The 21,441-nt window shown below is 40.6% G+C and carries 21 protein-coding genes and 2 pseudogenes; 7 read left to right on the top strand and 16 right to left on the bottom strand.

Annotation, left to right across the window (positions count from 1 at the left end; all coding sequences use genetic code 11):
- Positions 1–197: 197 nt before the first annotated feature.
- The 6 genes from LLW17_RS18450 to LLW17_RS18425 all read right to left on the bottom strand — a co-directional run bounded on the left by LLW17_RS18450 (position 198) and on the right by LLW17_RS18425 (position 5,314).
- Entirely contained in the window at positions 198–644 is a 447-nt protein-coding gene (locus tag LLW17_RS18450) for a DUF4349 domain-containing protein (RefSeq protein ID WP_228231768.1), read from the bottom strand.
- Positions 645–746: 102 nt separating this feature from the next.
- Positions 747–1,337 (bottom strand): RDD family protein, encoded by a 591-nt coding sequence (locus LLW17_RS18445; protein ID WP_228231767.1) that lies wholly within the window; start codon positions 1,335–1,337, stop codon positions 747–749.
- A gap of 70 nt (positions 1,338–1,407) precedes the next feature.
- Positions 1,408–2,583 carry a hypothetical protein gene (locus LLW17_RS18440; protein WP_228231766.1) on the bottom strand — a complete coding sequence of 392 codons (1,176 nt, stop codon included), beginning with the start codon at positions 2,581–2,583 and terminating at the stop codon, positions 1,408–1,410.
- Between the two features lie 6 nt (positions 2,584–2,589).
- Positions 2,590–3,264 (bottom strand): LytR/AlgR family response regulator transcription factor, encoded by a 675-nt coding sequence (locus LLW17_RS18435; protein ID WP_228231765.1) that lies wholly within the window; start codon positions 3,262–3,264, stop codon positions 2,590–2,592.
- Positions 3,261–4,013 carry a sensor histidine kinase gene (locus LLW17_RS18430; protein ID WP_228231770.1) on the bottom strand — a complete coding sequence of 251 codons (753 nt, stop codon included), beginning with the start codon at positions 4,011–4,013 and terminating at the stop codon, positions 3,261–3,263. Before LLW17_RS18430 ends, LLW17_RS18435 begins: the two co-directional genes overlap by 4 nt.
- A gap of 839 nt (positions 4,014–4,852) precedes the next feature.
- On the bottom strand, positions 4,853–5,314 hold the full coding sequence (locus tag LLW17_RS18425; RefSeq protein ID WP_228231764.1) for an Lrp/AsnC family transcriptional regulator: 462 nt from the start codon (positions 5,312–5,314) through the stop codon (positions 4,853–4,855).
- A gap of 164 nt (positions 5,315–5,478) precedes the next feature.
- Here LLW17_RS18425 and LLW17_RS18420 point away from each other — a divergent pair, with 164 nt between their 5' ends.
- From LLW17_RS18420 to LLW17_RS18410, 3 genes are all read left to right on the top strand, one after another.
- Positions 5,479–6,441 carry an NAD-dependent epimerase/dehydratase family protein gene (locus tag LLW17_RS18420; protein WP_228231763.1) on the top strand — a complete coding sequence of 321 codons (963 nt, stop codon included), beginning with the start codon at positions 5,479–5,481 and terminating at the stop codon, positions 6,439–6,441.
- A gap of 11 nt (positions 6,442–6,452) precedes the next feature.
- Positions 6,453–7,640, top strand: a complete 1,188-nt coding sequence (kbl, locus tag LLW17_RS18415; protein WP_228231762.1) for a glycine C-acetyltransferase — start codon at positions 6,453–6,455, stop codon at positions 7,638–7,640.
- A gap of 252 nt (positions 7,641–7,892) precedes the next feature.
- Positions 7,893–8,999, top strand: coding sequence for a GAF domain-containing protein (locus LLW17_RS18410; protein ID WP_228231761.1), 1,107 nt, complete (start codon positions 7,893–7,895; stop codon positions 8,997–8,999).
- Between the two features lie 37 nt (positions 9,000–9,036).
- On the opposite strand, the gene LLW17_RS18405 is transcribed toward LLW17_RS18410, so the two are convergent.
- Positions 9,037–10,074, bottom strand: a complete 1,038-nt coding sequence (locus LLW17_RS18405) for a LacI family DNA-binding transcriptional regulator (protein WP_228231760.1) — start codon at positions 10,072–10,074, stop codon at positions 9,037–9,039.
- A 160-nt stretch (positions 10,075–10,234) separates the two neighbouring features.
- Positions 10,235–10,669, bottom strand: coding sequence for a hypothetical protein (locus LLW17_RS18400; RefSeq protein WP_228231759.1), 435 nt, complete (start codon positions 10,667–10,669; stop codon positions 10,235–10,237).
- Positions 10,670–10,795: 126 nt separating this feature from the next.
- Between LLW17_RS18400 and LLW17_RS18395 the strand changes: the two genes are divergently transcribed.
- A complete protein-coding gene (locus LLW17_RS18395) occupies positions 10,796–11,821 on the top strand; it encodes an LLM class flavin-dependent oxidoreductase (protein ID WP_228231758.1) in 1,026 nt (341 codons plus the stop codon).
- Here LLW17_RS18395 and gloA2 read toward each other — a convergent pair.
- Genes gloA2 through LLW17_RS18380 form a run of 3 tightly spaced genes read right to left on the bottom strand, consistent with a single transcriptional unit; the run spans position 11,818 to position 12,854 of the window.
- Positions 11,818–12,201, bottom strand: a complete 384-nt coding sequence (gloA2, locus tag LLW17_RS18390; protein WP_228231757.1) for an SMU1112c/YaeR family gloxylase I-like metalloprotein — start codon at positions 12,199–12,201, stop codon at positions 11,818–11,820. The genes LLW17_RS18395 and gloA2 overlap by 4 nt on opposite strands.
- 17 nt (positions 12,202–12,218) lie before the next feature.
- A complete protein-coding gene (locus tag LLW17_RS18385) occupies positions 12,219–12,524 on the bottom strand; it encodes a DUF6122 family protein (RefSeq protein WP_228231756.1) in 306 nt (101 codons plus the stop codon).
- A 6-nt stretch (positions 12,525–12,530) separates the two neighbouring features.
- Complete coding sequence (locus tag LLW17_RS18380) at positions 12,531–12,854, bottom strand: YbaB/EbfC family nucleoid-associated protein (protein WP_228231769.1); 324 nt, start codon at positions 12,852–12,854, stop codon at positions 12,531–12,533.
- Positions 12,855–12,980: 126 nt separating this feature from the next.
- Here LLW17_RS18380 and LLW17_RS18375 point away from each other — a divergent pair, with 126 nt between their 5' ends.
- From LLW17_RS18375 to capB, 3 genes are all read left to right on the top strand, one after another.
- Positions 12,981–15,041 (top strand): S9 family peptidase, encoded by a 2,061-nt coding sequence (locus tag LLW17_RS18375; RefSeq protein ID WP_228231755.1) that lies wholly within the window; start codon positions 12,981–12,983, stop codon positions 15,039–15,041.
- Between the two features lie 87 nt (positions 15,042–15,128).
- Positions 15,129–16,169, top strand: coding sequence for a cysteate synthase (gene capA / locus LLW17_RS18370; protein WP_228231754.1), 1,041 nt, complete (start codon positions 15,129–15,131; stop codon positions 16,167–16,169).
- Between the two features lie 88 nt (positions 16,170–16,257).
- Entirely contained in the window at positions 16,258–17,523 is a 1,266-nt protein-coding gene (capB, locus tag LLW17_RS18365) for a cysteate-C-fatty acyltransferase (RefSeq protein ID WP_228231753.1), read from the top strand.
- A 180-nt stretch (positions 17,524–17,703) separates the two neighbouring features.
- Here capB and LLW17_RS18360 read toward each other — a convergent pair whose 3' ends face one another.
- The 5 genes and pseudogenes from LLW17_RS18360 to LLW17_RS18350 form a co-directional block, all read right to left on the bottom strand.
- The gene (locus LLW17_RS18360) at positions 17,704–18,483 is read right to left on the bottom strand and encodes a hypothetical protein (protein WP_228231752.1); all 780 of its coding nucleotides are present in this window, start codon (positions 18,481–18,483) and stop codon (positions 17,704–17,706) included.
- 6 nt (positions 18,484–18,489) lie between these two features.
- Positions 18,490–19,116, bottom strand: coding sequence for a porin family protein (locus LLW17_RS18355; protein WP_228231751.1), 627 nt, complete (start codon positions 19,114–19,116; stop codon positions 18,490–18,492).
- A gap of 713 nt (positions 19,117–19,829) precedes the next feature.
- Positions 19,830–19,937 (bottom strand): annotated as a pseudogene (locus tag LLW17_RS19050) (DUF1398 family protein); the annotation flags it as partial.
- A 121-nt stretch (positions 19,938–20,058) separates the two neighbouring features.
- Positions 20,059–20,175: pseudogene (locus tag LLW17_RS19045) on the bottom strand (DUF1398 family protein); the annotation flags it as partial.
- Between the two features lie 201 nt (positions 20,176–20,376).
- On the bottom strand, positions 20,377–20,859 hold the full coding sequence (locus LLW17_RS18350; protein ID WP_228231750.1) for a hypothetical protein: 483 nt from the start codon (positions 20,857–20,859) through the stop codon (positions 20,377–20,379).
- Positions 20,860–21,441: the final 582 nt, after the last annotated feature.

Here is a 21,441-nt window from a genome sequence, read left to right as displayed (position 1 = left end):
TCTTACCGTTGTCGAACTCCTTTAAAATTTTTGCAATCTGTGTAGGTGTGAATTTACTGCGTCTCATACTGTTTAAAATTAAGAATTATTATACTTCTAAACAGTTCGGTTTTAGGGGAAGCTTACAAAGGGAAGTATTAAAAAACCTATTTGTCCTAATGCACTCTTAAAGATTGCAGAGTCTGTTTTTTTGCAGACTAATAAATAGTTTTTACCGTAATCTTTTGATCGCGAAATTGAACCTGATCATTTTGTTTTTTACCGGTTAGCAATTCGCCGATAGGTGAAGCGCTGGAGATGCAGTAAACATTTCCGGTTTCCAGTTTGAGTTCGCCAAAAGGAATACCTATGAAGTAAGAAGCTTTATCGGTTAAAACGAGGCTGCCTTCTCCAATTATTGAATTTGGACTTAGACTCACGCGGTTTAAAGCCTCTTTTTGACGTTCGGTCTGATCTATTTGCCCCTGAGTACGCTCCATTTCCTGTTGAATCATCTCAACACCCGTTTCATATTTATCCCCTGCACTGCTCTTACCACCCTCGCTTTCACGGGATTCTATTAATCCGTCGCGGGTTTCCTTCAATTGGGTAAGCCGTGCATTTAGTCGGTTGTGGAGTTCCTGAATGAGTTGCTTCTTTTGCATACAAGGGTTTTTAAGGCCGGCGAAATTAGGCTAAAAATCCAATACGATAATCTACTTGGGTAGAAAATATTTTATCCGAATCGAGATATTTTTAGTGTTGTTTTAATCCTTCTCCCGAATGACGGTTGTGTTTGAAAAGCGATCGTGCAAGCCATTTTTGGTGATCAAAAATGAAAGCCGGTCAAAAGGAATAAGCCTGCAAAGCGTGCGAATGATGATGGTTGTAGCATCGGGTTTTGCCCCCTCTTTAGTCACCACAATAGTTTTGGTAACATACTTTCCTGCTGTTTTCTGAAAATAGAATTCACTTAGGCCGTAATAAGCCATAAAAATCACAAACATCATAAAGTAACCGATGCCTAAAATCAAATCACTTTCTGTGGTTACAAAAACCGAATCAAGAGCCAGACTTCCTGCCAGTACCAAAACAATGTAGACTACAAAATCGATACAAAAATTGGTAAAGCGCATCGTTGAACTGCTCACATAATCATGAATTTCCTGTACCGCGGTATTTTCCTGTGCCACTTCTTTGACAAGTTCGGCCATTTTGAGTTTGCCTATGCCGCGTTTGGAAAGCTCGGCTTCAGCAGCTTTAACCGCTTCCGGCTCGTATTTATGAACTTCTACCGTGACAATGCGTACAAGTTCTTTATCGGAAAGGTTTTTAAATCGTTGAGCGTAATTATTCATTCAATTTTTTTGAAAGCTAAAATACGACAATGACGAAAATAGCCCGATTATTAATTTTAAATTGGATTTTTTAATCTTCAACAACGTCTTGTTTTTCTAAGTATTCCAGAATACTTTCAACTTTGAGTTCCAGATCATCATCTGCCATAGTATTCAATAGGACGGTGTTGTCCTTGTCAATAATGATGGTGGTTAAAGGTTTAGTTTTGGGGTAAAATTTTGCGCGTTTATTATCCTGTAAAAGCTTGTAGTATTCAGAGTTGTGGTAAATATTCCCAACTTGTATAATGTTTTTCCCATACGGTATTGTTAATAGGGAAACCTCGTTGGAATAATTTTCTTCAATATTAGACTTGATACGTAGCAGTTGCAATTTTTCATTCTCATCATTAGAATCGTTAATAATAATTTTGATCTTATCGGAATCATTCTTTAAGATAGTATCTACGTAATCATCAGTTATTTCATAGGACTTCAGTTCATGACCCGGTGAGAAGAAAGGAAGGTCTATTAATTTACCATAATAAAGATTAACTAAGCGTTTTCCGGTAAATTCATCAGGATTATAACTACACGAGCACTTATCTATAAAAACATCCTGACTGATTAAATCTGCACTCGCTGCAAGTTCCAAATAGGTGATAAAGAGCGGCACATAATATAAATTGTCAATGGAATTTTGAATGTATGTATTTATATCTTCATATTCTTTCTTCAAATTCTCGTAATTAAAATCTGTATCAGATAGCCTTATTCTTTCTTCAAAAACTTCTAATTGGGATACATAATTTATGATTTTTCTATCGTCAGAAGATTGAACAATGTTTTTAGGTCCTAATCCGTTACTGAGGTTCCCTTCAATGTTTAAACCATTATAATCCACGAGTTTTAAAACCCCGAGGGTATCAGGCTTTGGTAAATCTAAAAAAGGATTATCATCGTTATCTCTGGTGGTATAGATTTTAAGCAGTTCACCTTCATAAAACATCAAATACTCGGGTGGGGTCAAATCCATTTTATTCAGAGGAATTGAATAAGAATGTCTATAATTAGATTTACCAATGCGCATTTTTTCTAAATGTAATACCTGATTTTTATAATCTGTAATATTTAGATTCAATACAGGCTCCTTGCCGGTATAAATTTGATAGCCTTCGGGCTTAAAATCACAACTGGTTATGACACTAAGGAGCACTAGAAAGGTCCCTAAGAATAAAGGTTTTGAACGTTTTAGAATTGAAATCATAACGGGTTAGGATTTAAGTTTTGCTTCTACAAGAGATTTATATGAGTTACTCACCGGGATGGTATGTTCGCCCAGCTGGAGCGCTCCGGTTTGCAGTTTTTGTACTTTGTTCAGGTTTACTACATAGGAGTTGTGCACGCGTGCAAAATGCGCTTCCGGCAGCAGGTTTAAGAGCTCTGTAAAAGTCATTCGAGGACTCAGTTTTTTGGTTTCCATAAATACATCCAGGTAATTGCCGTCGCTTTTGATGTAGTTTATTTCAGCCGTTTGTACCAGCACCTGATCATACCCATCCCTAAGCAGAATGCTTTTGTGCCCACTGGTGAGGGTGTGGCGGGCAAGGGCTTTATCAATAGCACGGGCAAATTGTTCGAGTTCAAAAGGCTTTAAGAGGTAATCTACAACTTCAAAGGTGTAGCTCTTCACTCCATATTCGGCATAGGCCGAAGTAATAACAACCAGTGGCTGGCGGTCAAGCTGGCTCAACAAATCAAAGCCGGATAGTTTTGGCATATTAATGTCCAAAAAGATCAGGTCAATTTCATGGGTGTTCAGGAAATGTAGGGCCTGAATGGGATCATTAAAGGCTTTGACCAATTCTAATGCGGACGTTTTTGCTGCGTGATGCCGTATAATGCTTAGGGCTTTGGGCTCATCGTCTATGGCTATGGCACGTATCATAAGGTGTTGATGTATAGGTTTACTTTAAACAGGTTTTCGGTTTTTTCGATCTTAAGCTCATACCGGTTGGGGTAGATAAGCTCCAGGCGCTCGCGGGTGTTTTGTATGCCTATCCCAAAACCTTTTTCGCGGTAGTAGGTGGTTTGTTGTGGGTTGAAGCTATTTTTACAGCAAAAATGAATGCGTTTGTTTTCAACCCTAAGGTCTATATCGATACTAGAGATTTTATCTGGGTCAATGCCATATTTAAAAGCATTTTCCACAAAGGGAATCAACAATCCCGGACTGATTTGTACTCCTTCTAAATTATCAAGGGAAGTATTGACCTCCAGTGGAGAGGCAATGCGCAGTTTTTGAATGTTTACATAATCTGAAACATAACCTGCTTCCCGCTCCAATGGAATAAATTCCTGCTGCATATCCTGCTGCATATAGCGCACCAGATTTGCCAGTTTTGCTGTAGCGCTGGCCGTGACAGTAGCGTCTTCTTCAAGCGCGGTTGCATAAAGCGTATTTAAGGTATTAAACAAAAAGTGCGGATTAACCTGGGATTTTAATAGTAATAGTTCAGAAGTAGATTTGCCAAGTGCTTCTTTCGTTTTTTTAAAGCGGCTGATAACTAGATGGCGAATACCTCCATAAGTTAAACTTAGCGCTATACATATCAGGAATGCTTTTGAAATCGGTATAAGGAAATCAGAATAAAGATTAAATTCTTTAGGTGGAACTTCATCCCGCAGGTAAAGCATTAGTAAAATAGTTGCGTTGTAAATAAAATAGCACAGCATTAAGAATAAAATGGACTTGGCATATTTTTTTTGCTTAAAAAGAAATACTGATAGTCCAAATACTCCAGTATAAAATAGAGCAATAAAGAAAAGGAGTACAGTTAAGGCCTCAAAAAAGGTACGATCAAAATTAGTAGGTAGTTGGAAGGCTAAAAATATCAATACAGCAATGAAATTAAGAGTGAACTCAAGATTGATATACTTCTGAAATCCCTTCGTAATAATTTTCCATCGGAGTAGTCCAAAATGCAGCAGAGATGCACCCAGTACCACAAGTAAGCGGGGTAGTGTAGCTAAAATCCAGGTTTTGTTAAAGAATAAGGGAGCCTCATCAACTTTAAATACAGTATGCATCATCCGGGCAGCATTAACCGCACTGGAATAGTAGAGAAATAAACCAGCAACTATAAACAGAAATGGGACGGCTAGTAACTTTCTTTTTTTAAGTAATGAAAGAACTCCAAAAAACAGATAAAAAGTTAAAACATCTATACTTGCAAGGATGAAAGGCGCAAAAATGTGATAGCGATTAACATACCATTCTGGAAAGAAATAAAAGAGGTAACCCAGTCCCAGTATAAAAAACAAGCAGTGAATAATAATTTCCCGTGGAGAGAGCCGAAGCCTTTCTTTTTTATCAAACAGTGATCGCAGAACCATAATTTTTGAATTTGTTAAGGCTAAAGTACTGGCTGCATTTTAAATAGGTATAAAAATGGGATGCTTCGGTAGATTGATGTTTTAGATAAGATTTTCTACCCCCCGATAAAGGAAAAAAGCGGGGCATACAGGAATAAAAATTAAATATCTATCGCCGTGGTATTGTAGATTTCCTTTAGTACAAAATAACTTTCCAAAACCCCAATATTGGCGATACGAGATAATTTTGAACGTACAAACTCGTGGTACATATCCAGACTTTCCAGATGAATCTTGAGGAAGAAGTCTACTTTACCCGCCATATGATAACATTCCTGCACTTCCACAAGTTCTTTAATTTGCTGCTCAAAGGTGTCGATAAAGCCCTCGTTATGATAGCGTAGCGATACCATGCAAATCGCGGTCACCGGGCGGTTTAGCATTTTTTTATCGAGCAGGGCTACGTAGCTCTTGATGTAGCCTTTTTTCTCAAGCCTTCTGATGCGCTCATACACCGGGGATGCGGTGAGATGCAGTTGTTCTGCGATTTCTTTGGTGGTCTTTTTGGCATCTTCCTGTAAAATGCGCAAAATTTTTAGATCGGTTTCATCAAGTACTTCCATAAGCAGCAAAATTTACTGGTAAAGGGGTTCTGGTTTTCGGCTTTTAAAATAAAAATCTTTAAAACCTATTAATCACAGTTAAAAATACTTAATTATTAGAGATTAGCAGTAATTTAACTTGAAAGACAGCTGTGTTTGGTAATTTTATAGTGAAAATAGAGGTTATGAAAGCACAAAAAATTCTTATTACAGGGGCATTCGGTCAGTTGGGGACCGCCCTCACTCAGGCGCTTATTTATCATTACGGCGCCGAAGCGGTAATCGCTACAGATTTAAAGGTACAGGACAACTTTGGCTGTGCTACCCAAACCCTTGACGCTACCGATTTTGAAGCGATTGATGCGGTTATCAGAGAACATCAGGTGACCGAAATTTACCATCTCGCAGCTATTTTATCGGCAAAAGGGGAGCAGGAGCCTCTTAAAACCTGGGATTTAAATAATTCAACCCTTTTTAATGTCCTTGAAGCTGCACGGCTTAACGGCATTAGAAAAATATTTTTCCCGAGTTCGATAGCCGTATTTGGTCCTGATTCGCGCAGCGGCAGTACTTCAAATGACTTTCCTTTAAATCCAACTACCGTTTACGGCATTAGTAAAGTAGCGGGCGAAAACTGGGCAAGTTATTACAACAGCCGTTACGGGATGGATGTGCGATGCCTGCGCTATCCGGGATTGATCAGTCACGAGGCGATGCCCGGAGGCGGTACTACAGATTATGCGGTTGCTATTTTTCACAAAGCCGTAAATCATGAGAATTTTGAATGCTATCTGAAGCCTGATACGCAATTGCCTATGTTGTATATGGAAGATGCCATCAATGCAACTTTAAGAATGATGGAAGCTCCCAGACGTTCCATCAGACGGGTGGGTTATAATATTCAGGGTATTAGCTTTTCGCCCGAAATGATTGCTGAAGAAATACAAAAACACAATCCCGATTTTGAGGTGACTTACAAGCCCGATTTCAGACAGCAGATTGCCGAAAGCTGGCCTATCGCTTTAGATGATACAGCCGCCCGGATGGACTGGGGCTGGGAGCCGGAATATGATTTAGAGCGCATGACCGAAGAAATGCTCTACCGTCTGGAACAAAAAAAGAGAACTAATGCGTTAATGCACGCTTAAAAAAAGAATTCATGTTTACATCAGTACGATCAGAAATACAAAACGAATTAGAAGAAATACGCGAAGCCGGTCTTTACAAGGAGGAGCGCATTATCACCACGCCACAAAGTGCAGCTATAAATACGCAGCAAGGTAGCGAGGTGCTCAATTTTTGTGCAAATAATTACCTCGGGCTTTCTTCACACCCCGATATTATTGAAGCCAGTATAGATACGATAAAAAGCCATGGCTATGGGATGTCATCGGTACGCTTTATTTGTGGAACGCAGGATATTCACAAAGAACTGGAGCGTAAAACTGCCGAGTTTTTAGGGATGGAAGACTGCATTTTATATGCAGCTGCCTTTGACGCCAATGGCGGACTTTTTGAGCCCATTCTTACCGCAGAAGATGCGATCATTTCAGATGAATTGAATCATGCCAGCATCATAGACGGTATAAGACTTTGTAAGGCGCAACGCCATCGTTACAAAAACAATGATATGGCGGCTTTAGAGGAAGAACTGAAGAAAGCTTCGGGGGCCCGCAGACGATTGATCGTTACAGACGGAGTATTCTCTATGGATGGTACGATTGCACAACTCGACAAAATTTGTGATCTGGCCGAAAAATATGACGCTATGGTAATGGTAGACGACTGTCATGCCACAGGATTTATTGGTGAGAGCGGTAAAGGAACTCATGAGTATAATAAAGTAATGGGTCGTGTTGATATCATTACGGGTACTTATGGGAAAGCCCTTGGCGGTGCCTCGGGCGGTTTTACCGCAGCTCGCAAAGAAATTGTAGCTATGTTGCGTCAAAAATCAAGACCGTATCTGTTTTCAAATACATTAGCTCCGGCTATAGCAGGTGCTTCTATTAAGGCATTAGATATGATAAGCGCTTCCGGTGACTTAATTGCCAAAGTGCAGAACAATGCGAAACGTTTTAGAAGCGAAATGACCGAAGCCGGTTTTGATATTATCCCGGGAGAACATCCTATCGTTCCGATTATGTTGTATGATGCTAAACTGGCGCAGGAGTTTGCAGCCAGATTACTAGATGAAGGTATTTATGTAATCGCGTTCTTTTATCCCGTTGTGCCTAAAGAAAAAGCGCGTATTCGCGTGCAGCTTTCTGCAGCTCACGAAGATGAGCATATCACAAAAGCCATTGCAGCTTTTACCAAAGTAGGTAAAGCACTTGGTGTGATTTAATACACCAGACAAACACATAAAACTATAGACCCGGCTAAGGCCGGGTTTTTTTATTCAATACACAGAGTGGTCAATACTCGAAATCATAAGTTTTAACTTTAAAAGCAATTCATTTATCGCTTTTTTTAAAGCTGAAATGAAATTTGTAAGTAAAATAGTATAAATGAAAGATTAAATTTAGGATTAAAGAGTGTTGTTTTTTTGCTGAAAAAAATTATTTTAGATCATACAAATCAACTTAAATCCCTGCTTATGTTAGAATCTTTACGTTTGAAAGAACTTTTTGATTACAAAGTTCTCGACACTCCCCCCGAAAAGGAACTCGACGACATTGCGTATCTGGCATCAGTAATTTGTGAGAAACCCGTTGGTATCATTAGTCTTGTAGACAAAGACCGCAATTGGTTTAAGGCTAAACATGGTACCGATATGACACAGACAGACCGTATGGGATCTTTTTGTCAGCATACCTTCGGGAATCACGATGAGGTTATGATTATTAATGATGCCACTACCGATGAGCGTTTTAAATGCAGCCCGCTGGTGGTTGAAAATCCCAACATTCGCTTTTATGCCGGTGCTCCGCTCTTATCTGAAAAGGGCTATGTTTTAGGTGCGCTTTGCGTAATAGATACCATCCCCGGCGATTTGGCTCCCGAAAAGGTAAAGGCATTGAAGTTACTTGCCGAAAAGGCTATGGATTATTTAAACACCCGTAAAATAATCCTGAATCAAAAAAATGCGCTTGACGATAGCGCTCAGGTTCTTAAAAATCTCACAGACGACGCTCCGGGAGTGTTGCTCAAGTTTCAACTGAGCCGTCAGCATTTCAACCTTAACTTTATAAGCAAAGGTGTAGATCAATTGGGCGAAAACCTCTCGGCTGAATCGCTGGCGAAAAATCCGCAGTTGTTTCTTGACGTGATTTATGCTTCAGATAAGAGGATGCTAAAGCGTACACTGGCTAAAGCAGCGATTTGTCAAAAACCTTTTGTACTCGAATTTCGAATAGAACATCCGGTAAACGGTTTACAGTGGTATTTAGCCAAAGCCAGTGCTCAGAAAGATCGTAACGGGCCGGTATGGTATGGTACAATTCAGAATATAACGCAGCAATTAGAGTATCAAAAGGCGATGGAGCAGATAAGTTTTGACATCTCTCATATTCTGCGAAGCCCGGTTACCAATTTGCTGGGGCTTTCTAATGTGATCGGGATGGAGCGCAACACGCTTACCGAAGCAAAATTGCAGGGATACAGCGAGTATATACAGACGGTTTCAAATGAACTCGATCAATTTACCCGCAATTTGAACGCAATTTATGAGGAAAAGAAAAGAATGCTTTTTGGCCGTAATTAGGTTGTATAAGAGCATTTATATAAAAATATACCCGTCCTTAAAGGCGGGTATATTTTTTAAGCGAAGATTCTCTGATTATGAGTTCACCATCCAGGTTAACTTCCTCAACATTAAGAGCCTCATTTTTTTTCTGAATACGGTCTAGCATAAGGCGCATAAGCTCTTTAGCCATAAGTTCAATAGGTTGTGCATAGGCCGATATGGTAGGGGCGTACATTTCAAAGAAATAACTATCATCAAAACTGATGATTCCCAGGTTGCTTACCAGATTCGAATCGATCTGATGCAGGGTTTTCAAACCGCTTTGCGACAGGTAGTTTGTGGCAAAAAATATAGAGTCGAGTTGTGGATGGGCTGCTATAAATTCCTGAATTTTTTTACGTGAATCTGATGCGCGATCGGGATCATACGGCAAGGTGAGGATGTATTCGGTAAGACCTGCCTCTTTTACGGTAGCCCGGTAACCGGCTAAGCGGTCTAGCATTTGATTTTGATTGAGATCTATCGTGATGAAAGCAATATTTTTAAACCCCTGTTCAATGAGGTGTAAGGTGGCATTGCGGGATCCTTCATAATTATTGAGCAGGACAGAGTCGATCTCAATACCTTCTATTTTACGGTCAAAAAGCACCACAGGAGTGCCATTTTGCTGCAGATCTTCGACCGCTTCCTTAATACCCGGTGGAGGTACAATGATAAACCCGTCTACCTGCCGTTCTTTAAATACTTCTATATGCTCACGTGTACGTTTTGCATCGTTTTCGGTACTGCAAAATAAAACCCGGTAATCGTGTTTGTAGGATATGTCTTCAATGATGCGCCCTACCTTAGAAAAGAAATGATTGCTCACATCTTCAACCATAAAAACGATAATGTGGCTGTTACCCGTGCGTAAACTCCGTGCAATCAGGTTGGGTTTGTAATCTATCTCTTTCAGATAATTTTCAACACGCTCGATGAGTTGTTTGGAGATTTTTTTTTCTTCACCCTTTCCGTTTAGGACGAAAGAAACTGTTGTAGTAGACACATTTAATACTTCGGCAATATCCCGTAGGGATGGTCGCTTTTTCTTCATAGCTGCTTTCTTAAACGATTTAGTTTTCTAAAAGTACCTAAAAAATACGATATCCGAAGCGACTTAAGTACAATATCGATTAAGGGATAAAAAAAGTAAATGGTAACAAAATTCGGGCATAAATGTGATGTCAGACGCCATGCCCAGAGGGGTATTTATCTTAGTTTTTGCAGGCGCCGAGCTTTAGTTTAAAGCGCTCGTCAAAAACGAGGGTTTCGGTATTGACAAAGGTTGTCATTTTTCCGGCTGATTGCAGTTCGCCATGACCTTCAATCAGATTAGCATCTTCAACCTTAAAGGCAACTTCCCGGCTAGATTGCATACCTTCAGAAACAAAGGTATACGTGCCTATGATAATGCCATTTTCAAAGCTTCCGTTAAAGCCTCCCGAGTTGCGGTCTTTTTCGGCCCAGTCATAAATTAAAGTGCCCTGAACCAACGGGTCAACCCGTGTGATCTGAAAGGTGATTTTGGTTCCGTTTTCTGAAAAGCCGTAACAGCCCGTCTGCACCGGAAATGCATCAGAATCTGTTTTTTTTGTTTGATTGCAGCTTCCGAAAAGAAATACGGCAAACAAAAGAATCAAGGCTTTCATAGTAAAGATTTTAAGCGGTAAAGTTAGGCAGGTCGCCAGTGTCTGCCTAAGTTTTGGCAAAATAATTTTTAAAAATGCCCTGTGTTGCAGGTGTAAGGTGAGCCGTGTTTTACAGACTAGTTTACTATGCAACATTCCAGTTTAAAGAATACTTCATTTTCAGTTTTAGACTTAGTTCCTGTAACTGAGGGAGCTACCCGCAGAGAAGCTATAGATCGCAGTCTTGATCTGGCGCAACATACCGAGCGTTTGGGTTACAAACGCTTTTGGATATCTGAACATCATAATATGGAAAGTCTGGCCAGCGCTTCGCCGGTTCTGCTTATTTCTCATATTGCAGAACACACGAGCCGTATTCGCGTTGGTTCTGGTGGGGTAATGCTTCCCAATCATGCACCTTTAATAGTGGCAGAACAGTTTGGAACCCTGGCAACCCTTTTTCCTGGCCGAATTGATCTGGGACTGGGTCGTGCGCCGGGTACAGATCAACGAACGGCAATGGCCTTAAGACGGTATCAGCAGGAAACCGTACAGGATTTTCCAAATAATATAGAGGAGCTGCAGCTCTATCTTTCAGAAGAAAACAGCACCGGCGCAGTACGGGCAATTCCCGGTGAGGGCCTTGATATCCCGTTGTATCTGTTGGGCTCAAGCACCTTTAGTGCGCAATTGGCGGGTAAAAAAGGTTTGCCTTATGCCTTTGCCAGTCATTTTGCACCCGCACAGTTGCACGAAGCCCTGCACCTGTACCATCAGCATTTTCAGCCTTCCGAACAGCTTGAAAAACCCTATACGATGGCTTGTGTAAATGTGATTGTTGCAGAAACTGACGCCGAAGCCCAACGCCTTGCGACCAGTGCCAAACGCTTTATGCTGGGTGTTATCCGCAATACGCGTAAACCGCTTGCGCCGCCGGTTGATAGTATGGAAGGGGAGTGGCTGCCTCACGAACAGGCACAAATAGAGCATATGATGCGCTACAGTTTTATAGGTTCGCCGCAAACAGTGGCTGCCGGTTTGGAGCGGTTTAAGGAGCAGACGCAGGTTGATGAGATTATCGCGATCTCTCACATCTACGAGCATCAGGCACGATTAAAATCGTATGAACACCTGAGCAGCCTTTTTAAGGCAGAAGTATCTTCGGTAGTTTAGATTTCGTAAAGTTCAAGTGGAAGACCGTCCGGGTCTGCAAAAAAGGTAAAGCGTTTGCCGGTAAGATCGTCTGTGCGTATGGCTTCGGTAGTGACGCCTTTTTCATTTAAATGCGCAATCATGGCTTCCAAATCACTCACGGCAAAAGCCAGATGCCTCAGTCCGCAGGCTTCAGGTCGAGACGGGCGTGCAGGCGGATTGGGAAGCGAAAACAATTCGATTAGATACGTTCCGTTAAGCGCGAGGTCTAATTTGTAGGAGTTTCGCGCTTCGCGAAAAGTTTCCGCAAGAATGCTAAGTCCGAGAACTTCGGTATAAAAAGCTTTAGATGCTTCATAATCAGAGCAAATAATGGCGATGTGATGTTGGCTTTTGAGCATAGGAGCATGTTTTAAAATCACCAAAGGCAATCGATATAATCGGTAAGCATATGAAAGAGGAGTCCTACCGCAACGATCCGTGCCTGAGGGATAAAAAACATGGCGCAATAGGCTCCAATTGCCCAGTAGGAATGTAGCGGATGAAAGCCAATGCTGCAGCGGTTGGGGTCAAAAATGGGATCGGCCAGCAAATGATCGAGGTCAACAAGCATGGTCAGAACCATAATGATCCAGGCTTTTTTCCAGTTTTTGCGAAAAAATACACAGGCGATTAACCCGGGCATTAAAAAATGTAAGCTGTAATGTACAAGTGTCTGTAACACAAAATTCTATTTAAACATATCAAGACCCGGGATGTCCGGCATACCAGCCTTGGCTACCGCAGCCAGTTCCTGCTCATAGCTTGCCTTTGCGCGGCTTAGGGCTTTGTTAAGCGTAAGGATCAGATAATCTTCCAGTTGTTCTTTGTCTTCCAGCAGTTCATCCTTGATGTTTATTTTTTTCACTGCACCGGCAACGCTAACGCTTACTTCAAGCAAGCCGTCGCTGCTTTTTTCATCAATATAAACCGTTTTCAGACGTTTTTTGGTGTCTTCGGCCTTTTGCTGGGCTTCTTTGATTTTGCCCATCATACCCATCATATCTCCAAACATAATCGTGATTTTAGAATTGAAGCACAAAAGTACAATTTTGAGCAGGGATCTGCCTTCGATTTTAGTCAAGTTTAATAAGATAACCCGTATTTTTGCAGCCTTAAATGATTTGATCAAAACCCTATTTTGAATACGACACTTACTCCGCCTATCGCTTTAAAGAAGCCCTACAAACTGGAAATGCACGGCGACGTGCGCACCGATGACTACTACTGGATGAACGAGCGCGATCATCCTGATGTGCTGGCTTATTTAGAGGCTGAAAACGCCTATTACGAGCAGATGACGGCCCATACCAAACCTTTGCAACAGCAGTTGTTTGAGGAGATGAAAGCCCGCATCAAGGAGGATGATGAGAGCGTACCTTTTAAATACAACGGTTACTGGTATTATACCCGTTTTGAAATGGGGAAAAACTACCCGCTGTATTGCCGTCGTAAGGATACGATGCTTGCGCCCGAAGAAATCATGTTTGACAACAATGAGATGGCTTTGGGATTCTCCTACTTTAAACAGGCAGGATATTCGGTTTCTGAAAATAATGAACTGGCCGCTTTTGGCACAGATACCGTGAGCAGACGGCAGTACACGATTCAGGTAAAAGATCTGAAAACCGGTGAGCTGTATCCCGAAAAGATTGAAAATACTACGGGTCGCGCGATCTGGGCAGGCGATAATAAGACTTTCTTTTACACGCGGAAAGACCCGCAAACCCTGCGCAGTAATCAGATTTACAGACATACGCTGGGGACTTCGGTAGCCGATGATATTCTGGTTTATGAAGAGCTTGACGAGACCTTTGATGTAGGTATTTTTAAAAGTAAGTCACGCGAATTTATCTTTATTGGTGCCTCAAGTACGCTGACTTCCGAATACCGCTACACCCGGGCTAACGGGCCGGATTTTGATTTCGAAATCGTTCAGGAACGTACCCGCGGACTCGAATACGGGATTTCGCATTTTGAAGATTATTTCTATTTGGTGACCAATGCAGACGGTGCAACCAACTTTAAGCTGGTTAAGACTCCTGTTTCCGCTACGGCGAAAGAAAACTGGGTAGAGGTCATTCCGCATCGCGAAGATACTTTGCTTGAAGATATCGAGATTTTTGAAGAATTCTTGGTGGTCGAAGAGCGTCGCGAAGGTTTAAATCAGATCAATATCAAACGTTGGGATGGCAAGGATGATTATTATCTGGATTTTGACAGCGAGACCTATACCGCGTATACGGGCATCAACCCCGATTTTGATACCATTTACCTTAGATATGCTTTTAATGCTCTAGACACTCCTGCTTCGGTGATTTCATTTAATATGGTGACCAAAGCGAAAGAAGTATTAAAGGAAGCTGAGGTTTTAGGTGGGAAATTTGACAAAGCCAATTACGAGTCGCGCAGGCTTTGGGCAACTGCCGATGATGGGGTGAAGATTCCCATATCGATTGTCTATCGCAAGGGCATCAGTCTTGACGGAAGCAATCCGCTGTTGCAATACGCCTACAGCAGTTATGGGATTACGACAGACCCTTCGTTTTCTTCCTCACGACTCAGTTTGCTGGATGCCGGTTTTGTTTTTGCCATTGCTCACGTACGCGGCAGTGAATACCTGGGCAGAACCTGGTATGAAGACGGCAAGCTGCTTAAAAAACGCAATACTTTTACTGATTTTATTGCCTGTTCGCAATTTCTGATTGAAACCGGTTATACTTCGTCATCAAATCTCTTTGCATACGGTGGGTCTGCCGGGGGCTTGCTGATGGGGGCGATTATCAATATGGCGCCGCATTTGTATAAAGGCGTAATCGCTTCGGTACCTTTTGTAGATGTGGTGACTACAATGCTTGATGACAGCATTCCGCTTACGACATCAGAGTATGATGAGTGGGGCAATCCCAATGATCCGGAATATTATGAGTATATGAAATCCTATTCGCCTTACGATCAGGTAACGCCAAGGGAATATCCCAATATTTTGGTCACTACGGGTTATCACGACAGTCAGGTGCAGTATTGGGAGCCTGCGAAGTGGGTTGCCAGGCTGCGCGAAAACAATCTGGCAGAGACTAAAATCTTTTTTGAAACCAATATGGATGCAGGTCATGGCGGGGCTTCAGGACGTTTTGAAGCCTTAAAAGAGACAGCAAAGGATTATGCCTTTTTAATGGATTTAGCGGGAAAATCCAAGTAAATCCAAAAATTTCCCGTAAATTTGCAAGGTTTTAAACGATGGTTTTAGGAACCGCAGGAATAGCGTACTCGAAACGATAATTCTTCTATGAGAGAACACCTAAATGTTTACAATGATGTCCTTGAGCTGGTGGGTAACACTCCCTTAGTACGACTTAACCGAATTACCAAAGACTTACCCGGCACCTATTTTGCTAAAGTAGAGGCCTTTAATCCCGGTAATTCCTCAAAAGATCGTATTGCTCTCTATATCATTGAAGACGCAGAGCGAAAAGGAATCTTAAAACCGGGCGATACCATAATTGAAACGACTTCAGGAAACACCGGCTTCAGTATTGCAATGGTCAGCATCATAAAAGGCTACAAATGCATACTGGCAGTAAGCTCAAAATCTTCTAAAGATAAAATTGATGCTTTACGTGCGATGGGAGCCAAGGTTTATGTTTGTCCGGCAAATGTAAGTGCAGACGATCCAAGATCGTACTATCAGGTAGCTAAGCGCCTGCATCAGGAGCACGAAGGTTCCGTCTATATCAATCAGTATTTTAATCAACTCAATGCAGAAGCACACTATGTTTCTTCAGGCCCCGAGATCTGGAAACAGACCGAAGGACAAATTACGCATTTAGTTGCCTGTAGCGGTACGGGAGGAACCATCTCGGGAACCGCACGCTATTTAAAAGAGAAAAATCCCAATATTCGTATTTTAGGCATTGACGCTTACGGAAGTGTGCTTAAAAAATACCACGAAACCCAGCAATTTGATCAAAACGAAATCTATCCGTACCGCATAGAAGGTTTAGGTAAAAACCTCATTCCTACTGCGACCGATTTTGACGTGATTGATTATTTTGAAAAAGTATCAGATGAAGACAGTGCTCATACGGCACGTCGCATCGCCAAGACTGAAGGTTTGTTTGTAGGCTACACCAGTGGTGCGGCGGTACAGGGAACCCTGCAGCTTGCTGAAAGCGGGGAATTTGATAAACATTCAAAAGTGGTGATTATTTTTCCGGATCATGGCCGAAGCTATATGAGCAAAATCTATAGCGATGACTGGATGAACGAACAAGGATTTTTTGATACCGAAAACGAGATCAGCGCAGAAAAGATAGAATTTGTGAAGTAAGCGCCTCCGAAAATAAACAAAGAACCCAAAAATAGGTTAACAAGAATGAATGACAAGAGCTGAGATGCTTTTGGTTGAAAATTGATGTATGAAAGATTTATTTGACAAAATTTACAAAGACAAAGGTCCCTTAGGAAAATGGGCAGAACAGGCAGAAGGTTATTTTGTATTTCCTAAACTGGAAGGGCCTATTTCAAACCGCATGAAGTTTCAGGGAAAAGATGTGATTACCTGGAGCATTAATGATTACCTGGGGCTTGCAAACCATCCTGAGGTGCGTAAAGTAGATGCCGAAGCAGCTGCAGAGTGGGGATCTGCTTACCCGATGGGTGCCCGTATGATGAGTGGTCATACCTCATTACACGAGCAACTTCAAAAAGAACTTGCCGCTTTTGTAAATAAGGAGGCAGCCTATTTATTGAATTTTGGTTATCAGGGTATGGTGTCTACTGTAGACGCTCTGGTATCTAAAGATGATATTATTGTTTATGACGTAGATGCACACGCCTGTATCATTGACGGGGTGCGTTTGCATATGGGTAAACGTTTTACCTACAAGCATAACGATATCGACAGTATCGAGAAAAACTTACAGCGTGCAACCAAGCTTGCCGAACAAACCGGAGGAGGTATTCTATTGATCTCTGAGGGTGTTTTTGGTATGCGTGGGGAGCAAGGCCGTCTTAAAGAAATTTGTGCCTTAAAAGATAAGTATAACTTCCGTTTGTTTGTAGACGATGCACACGGTTTTGGTACTTTGGGTAAAACCGGAGCCGGAGCAGGTGAGGAGCAGGGTATACAGGATAAAATTGACGTATACTTCGCAACTTTTGCCAAGTCTATGGCAAGTACCGGAGCTTTTATCGCGGCCGATAAAGAAATTATAGATTACTTAAAATACAACCTGCGTTCGCAAATGTTTGCCAAGTCGCTTCAAATGCAATTGGTAATCGGAGCTTTAAAACGTTTGGATATGTTGCGCACGATGCCCGAGCTTCGCGAAAAGCTTTGGGAAAATGTAAATGCACTTCAAAACGGATTGAAAAACCGCGGTTTTGATATTGGTACTACCCAGAGTTGTGTAACTCCTGTATACCTTAAAGGAAGTATTCCCGAAGCGATGGCGCTGGTAAAAGATCTACGCGAGAATCACGGTATTTTCTGCTCTATCGTGGTGTACCCGGTAATCCCTAAAGGATTGATTCTATTGCGTCTGATTCCAACGGCTTCGCATACGCTTCAGGATGTGGAAGAAACGCTTGACGCGTTCTCCAGCATTCGTGAGCGTTTAGAGAACGGAACGTACAAGAGACTTTCAGCAGGCGTACAAGCCTCAATGGAAGCTTCTTCGTAACAAGAACATTCATTTTCAACAACAAAAAAAAGCTGAACAGTTCTCTGTTCAGCTTTTTTCGTTTATGCTTTCGGCTTTAAACATGTGGTTACAGCGTAAAAAAAAATCGCCTTCGTTAGAAAGCGATTTTTGTTCGTTTTTTGATGGTATGATGAAAATGATCAGCCTTTCAGCCATTAATTATAGAGATTCATATACGAACTCAAGTTCAGAGTCAGGCTCACCTTCCAGATAGTAGGTAGCTGTTACAGGATATCCTGCCTCGTTATAGGTGTATTCGTATTTTTCGTCTACGAAATCAGTACCATTTTCAGTAATCGTTGCGGTAAGCAGGTTATTAACTGAGCTGTCTATGTAGCCATTAAAATCTACGCTGACCAGATTAATGGTTTTTATATTGGCAATACCCAGATACGAACTCTTTTGATCATCGTAAGCGTAAGTGATGATCTGACCGTCATCTTTTGTTTCTTTTACAAGTTGCTCATTTTGAAATGTCAAAATGCTCTCTCCGGATGCTCCGGTAGAATTTTCCTTTCCTCCAAAGTAAAAAGTCCGGGTAATACTTCCATCTGTATAATACGAGAACTCATATTCCAGAACTTCGTCATCAGTGGTCATTCGGTAATTAATGAGACGTTCCTGACTGTCGTAAGCCAGATTAGTGGTAAGCAGGTTTCCTGCCGCAGCCGCATCAATGATCTGAGTTAAAAGATCGCCTTCATAGTTATAGGTTATTACACTAGTATCTGATCCGTTGATACTGGTGAGTTTATCATCATCATAGGCAAAAGTTTCGGTCACCACATCGCCATCAAGGTAATTAACAATACGTTGTTTCAGTTTTAGGTTTGTCTCAACCGGATCTATGGGATCGGGATCACCACTGTAGGGTTCTACTGAGCAGGAGCTTAGGAGCAATGCTAAAATCGAGCTGTATAGTACCAATAATCGTTTCATAAGTAATTAGTTCAAATAAAAAAGAACTCCAAAATTGACGCTGCTTCGTCCGTTGCGAATGGTCTGGCCAAGATCGTTAATTTTAAATATCTCGTGGAATCCGGTTTGTGCATCATATTCTACAAAGAGGCGTGTGTCTCTGCTGATGTCAAAGGCATAGCCTATGCCAAATGCCACACCAAAATCGGTGCTGTTAAATACCTCTTTCACGTCACTGCCAAGTTCAGAATCTGTTGCATTGATCAAAAAGCCTACATAGGGCCCCAGGTTTAAATACCAGTTGCCGCTTTGGCTAAAGTGCCAGCTTGCCATAACCGGTAGCGTGATGTAGTTTAAGCGGAAGTCTGTGGTATAGCTATTAAAGTTGTTATCTTCTATAAAACCATTAGCCCAACCTTTATTGTCATAGATCAGCTTCGCTCTGATAGCCCAGCTTTCTGAGAAGAAATATTCACCGGAAGCCGCCAGATTGAAGGAAATACGGGGATCTGTATTGTTTTCCCCGTCCATAGTAGAAACGTTAGAAAGGTTAAGACCGGCGCTTAATCCCATTTGTAAGTCTCCGCCGCGTTGTGCCAGCGCAGAATTGAGTCCGAGTACGATAAATAGAATAAAGAGTAATGGTTTTTTCATTATTAAAAATAGATTATGATTTTGCGTAAAACTATTGCTTTTTAAAATCCTTGCCTTACGGAATTCCTCATTTTCGAAATTTGTTAATGAAAACTTAAAGTAAGGTTCTTGGTTTCAGCAGGTAAGGAGCATTATTTTTTTTGGAATAGGTATCGTGGTGCGGGTGTAGTCAAAAATCAACTTTAGAAGCTTTTTTCTTTTTTGCGCTTGATCAAAAAAAAAACAGGCCAACCCCCTACAGTCGGCCTGCTTGCTAACTAAATAAATAAAAGAATTTAGTCATTAAAGTTTAAAACGGTTAATCCGCTTTAGTGTCTCTTTTCAACCGGGATGAACCTGTATTGAAATTTTTTGATTCAGTTTTTTACTCGTGCTTTATTAACAAAAGCTTTATCAATTTTTACGAGAGCAAATATGGAAGATTAGTTGTTGAGATTCAAGCAGTACTACTCGTAATTTATGAATTACGACCTGAATTTGATGTTACCAGGGGTTTTTAAAACCTTCGAATTCAAAAGGTTGCCATTTCATTTTTAAGAAGTCCGGAATGGTGAAAAATTCGCTATGAATTCACGAATTGACAGGGTTTTTTGGGGATAATCGGGTTTTATTTGAATCAAATCTGGAGATAAAATGCGTAAAAAAGACAGAGTCTTACATGCGGGTTAATGGTTTTTTGGCTGCTTTAGTCATTACCAAGTTTTGGAATAGGCTTAGCAGTACGTTTTGGTACCGATTTTATCGAGATAGATGACGGCCATCTTGATGATGTGAGTTGTCCATTTTTCTACACCGGCTGCTGCCGCCTGCCGGCAAAAGACAGGATAATCTGTTTACCTCTTCTGATGTTTTGCCAAAGCTTTTTTCAGCTCGTCTAGAGCGCTTTAGGTAGGGATAGGTAGTTGTGGATATTTCGATTCTGCTTTGAGTGATTTTTTTTTGGTTCCGTAATATCCTGTTCCTCGATGAAACAAAATTTTCATAATAATGAACTCCCATTTCTTTTATGTCCTGTGCAAATTGAGGGAGGGTTATAACGCTTTTAACTTTCAGGTGCATCGTGTATTTTTTCTAAAAGGTAGGTTTGGATTATTATATTATCGATTTCAAGCAAACCTCTATCTCAAAGATTTTTTGCAGCTGGTATTTGATTTATTTTCGGTTGATATAACGGTTTAAGAATGTTGGTATTTTAATACCACGATTGAATATAAAGTATCCTATAAATAAGCTCAAATATTTTTTAAACCTCGCATTCACCTACAGTCTGCGAACCATTAAACCGAATTTATCCCTCATCAACTTATGCATGTTCCGAACATCTGTTTTAGAAACTCCTTTCTGGGCTGAACTTATCGGTATAATGCTATAAGCACTGATAAAATCGAATTTCAGTTCGCCTGACTCTTTGGAAAGTGGGCTCAAATCAGTGTTATCAATAGCCATTCTTTTAGAACGTAGTTTTTCAAAACCATTTTTTTGAGTGATAATCAATAATCTATTGTCTTCATCAAATTTGATTGAGATTGTTGTCTTGGTCGTGTATATTTTAATAATGGCGGCTATAGCGCTTAAAATAAATGAAATAAAGCCTAAGTAGAATTTACCTTCTACAAAATATGTAATAAATAGCCCTATCAGTGTAGAGATGAAAATTATGACGCCTAGATTTATGGTAACTGAAAGTCGATTTAACCTTGGGCTTGGTTGATGATTTATAAATAGTGTTTTTTCGATTTTCAACTTAATGCTTAGATTTTATTTTGATGAAATTTCATGCAACATCATAATGTTATATTACAGATATAGATATTTTTTAATACCTGAATAGGCTCTTTATACCGTAATAGTGTATTAAAGTATTTGTTTTAGATGTTTTATCCATCAATTAATAGTTCAGTCGCCTTTAAGTCGTTCATTGTTAACGTGAACGTATGGTTTAAGTCGTGTTCACTTTCAAATGCTATTTTCCAAACTTTTGGTTCGTTTTCACAATGAGGAATGTATAAGCAGACAGCTTTAAATTCCTTATTAAAGTCCGCTATTTTAAAATCCTCTTTCCAATTTCGAAATTCATTTTCAATCATTGGTTTTATTGAAAAAATTATTTCATCATAATTGGATTCTATTTTTCGGAAAAAATCTTTTTGTATTTCAGTTGGTCCTGTGACGTTGCCCTCAATTCCGATTTCTATTATTGAGCATCCCCCAAAAATTAGGACAGTAATTTAAGTTCCAAAATAACTTTAAATTTACTGTTTTATGACACGAAGAAAATTCACACCCAAGTTCAAGACCAAAGTGGTTTTAGAAGCTCTCAAAGAG

Origin of the sequence: Leeuwenhoekiella parthenopeia (assembly GCF_020782115.1) — a bacterium.
GTDB classification, from domain to species: domain Bacteria; phylum Bacteroidota; class Bacteroidia; order Flavobacteriales; family Flavobacteriaceae; genus Leeuwenhoekiella; species Leeuwenhoekiella parthenopeia.
Note: the sequence above shows the minus strand (reverse complement) of the source record. Positions and strands in the feature narration are given on the sequence as shown.

What these genes read in the sequence shown, in the direction of transcription:
- LLW17_RS18355 (WP_228231751.1), bottom strand. Translation starts at nt 19,116, where the DNA reads ATGAAAAAACCATTACTCTTTATTCTATTTATCGTACTCGGACTCAAT.
- kbl (WP_228231762.1), top strand. Translation starts at nt 6,453, where the DNA reads ATGTTTACATCAGTACGATCAGAAATACAAAACGAATTAGAAGAAATA.
- LLW17_RS18410 (WP_228231761.1), top strand. Translation starts at nt 7,893, where the DNA reads ATGTTAGAATCTTTACGTTTGAAAGAACTTTTTGATTACAAAGTTCTC.
- LLW17_RS18435 (WP_228231765.1), bottom strand. Translation starts at nt 3,264, where the DNA reads ATGATACGTGCCATAGCCATAGACGATGAGCCCAAAGCCCTAAGCATT.
- LLW17_RS18420 (WP_228231763.1), top strand. Translation starts at nt 5,479, where the DNA reads ATGAAAGCACAAAAAATTCTTATTACAGGGGCATTCGGTCAGTTGGGG.
- LLW17_RS18360 (WP_228231752.1), bottom strand. Translation starts at nt 18,483, where the DNA reads ATGAAACGATTATTGGTACTATACAGCTCGATTTTAGCATTGCTCCTA.
- gloA2 (WP_228231757.1), bottom strand. Translation starts at nt 12,201, where the DNA reads ATGCTCAAAAGCCAACATCACATCGCCATTATTTGCTCTGATTATGAA.
- LLW17_RS18395 (WP_228231758.1), top strand. Translation starts at nt 10,796, where the DNA reads ATGCAACATTCCAGTTTAAAGAATACTTCATTTTCAGTTTTAGACTTA.
- capB (WP_228231753.1), top strand. Translation starts at nt 16,258, where the DNA reads ATGAAAGATTTATTTGACAAAATTTACAAAGACAAAGGTCCCTTAGGA.
- LLW17_RS18425 (WP_228231764.1), bottom strand. Translation starts at nt 5,314, where the DNA reads ATGGAAGTACTTGATGAAACCGATCTAAAAATTTTGCGCATTTTACAG.
- LLW17_RS18400 (WP_228231759.1), bottom strand. Translation starts at nt 10,669, where the DNA reads ATGAAAGCCTTGATTCTTTTGTTTGCCGTATTTCTTTTCGGAAGCTGC.
- capA (WP_228231754.1), top strand. Translation starts at nt 15,129, where the DNA reads ATGAGAGAACACCTAAATGTTTACAATGATGTCCTTGAGCTGGTGGGT.
- LLW17_RS18440 (WP_228231766.1), bottom strand. Translation starts at nt 2,583, where the DNA reads ATGATTTCAATTCTAAAACGTTCAAAACCTTTATTCTTAGGGACCTTT.
- LLW17_RS18450 (WP_228231768.1), bottom strand. Translation starts at nt 644, where the DNA reads ATGCAAAAGAAGCAACTCATTCAGGAACTCCACAACCGACTAAATGCA.
- LLW17_RS18380 (WP_228231769.1), bottom strand. Translation starts at nt 12,854, where the DNA reads ATGTTTGGAGATATGATGGGTATGATGGGCAAAATCAAAGAAGCCCAG.
- LLW17_RS18445 (WP_228231767.1), bottom strand. Translation starts at nt 1,337, where the DNA reads ATGAATAATTACGCTCAACGATTTAAAAACCTTTCCGATAAAGAACTT.
- LLW17_RS18430 (WP_228231770.1), bottom strand. Translation starts at nt 4,013, where the DNA reads ATGCTTTACCTGCGGGATGAAGTTCCACCTAAAGAATTTAATCTTTAT.
- LLW17_RS18405 (WP_228231760.1), bottom strand. Translation starts at nt 10,074, where the DNA reads ATGAAGAAAAAGCGACCATCCCTACGGGATATTGCCGAAGTATTAAAT.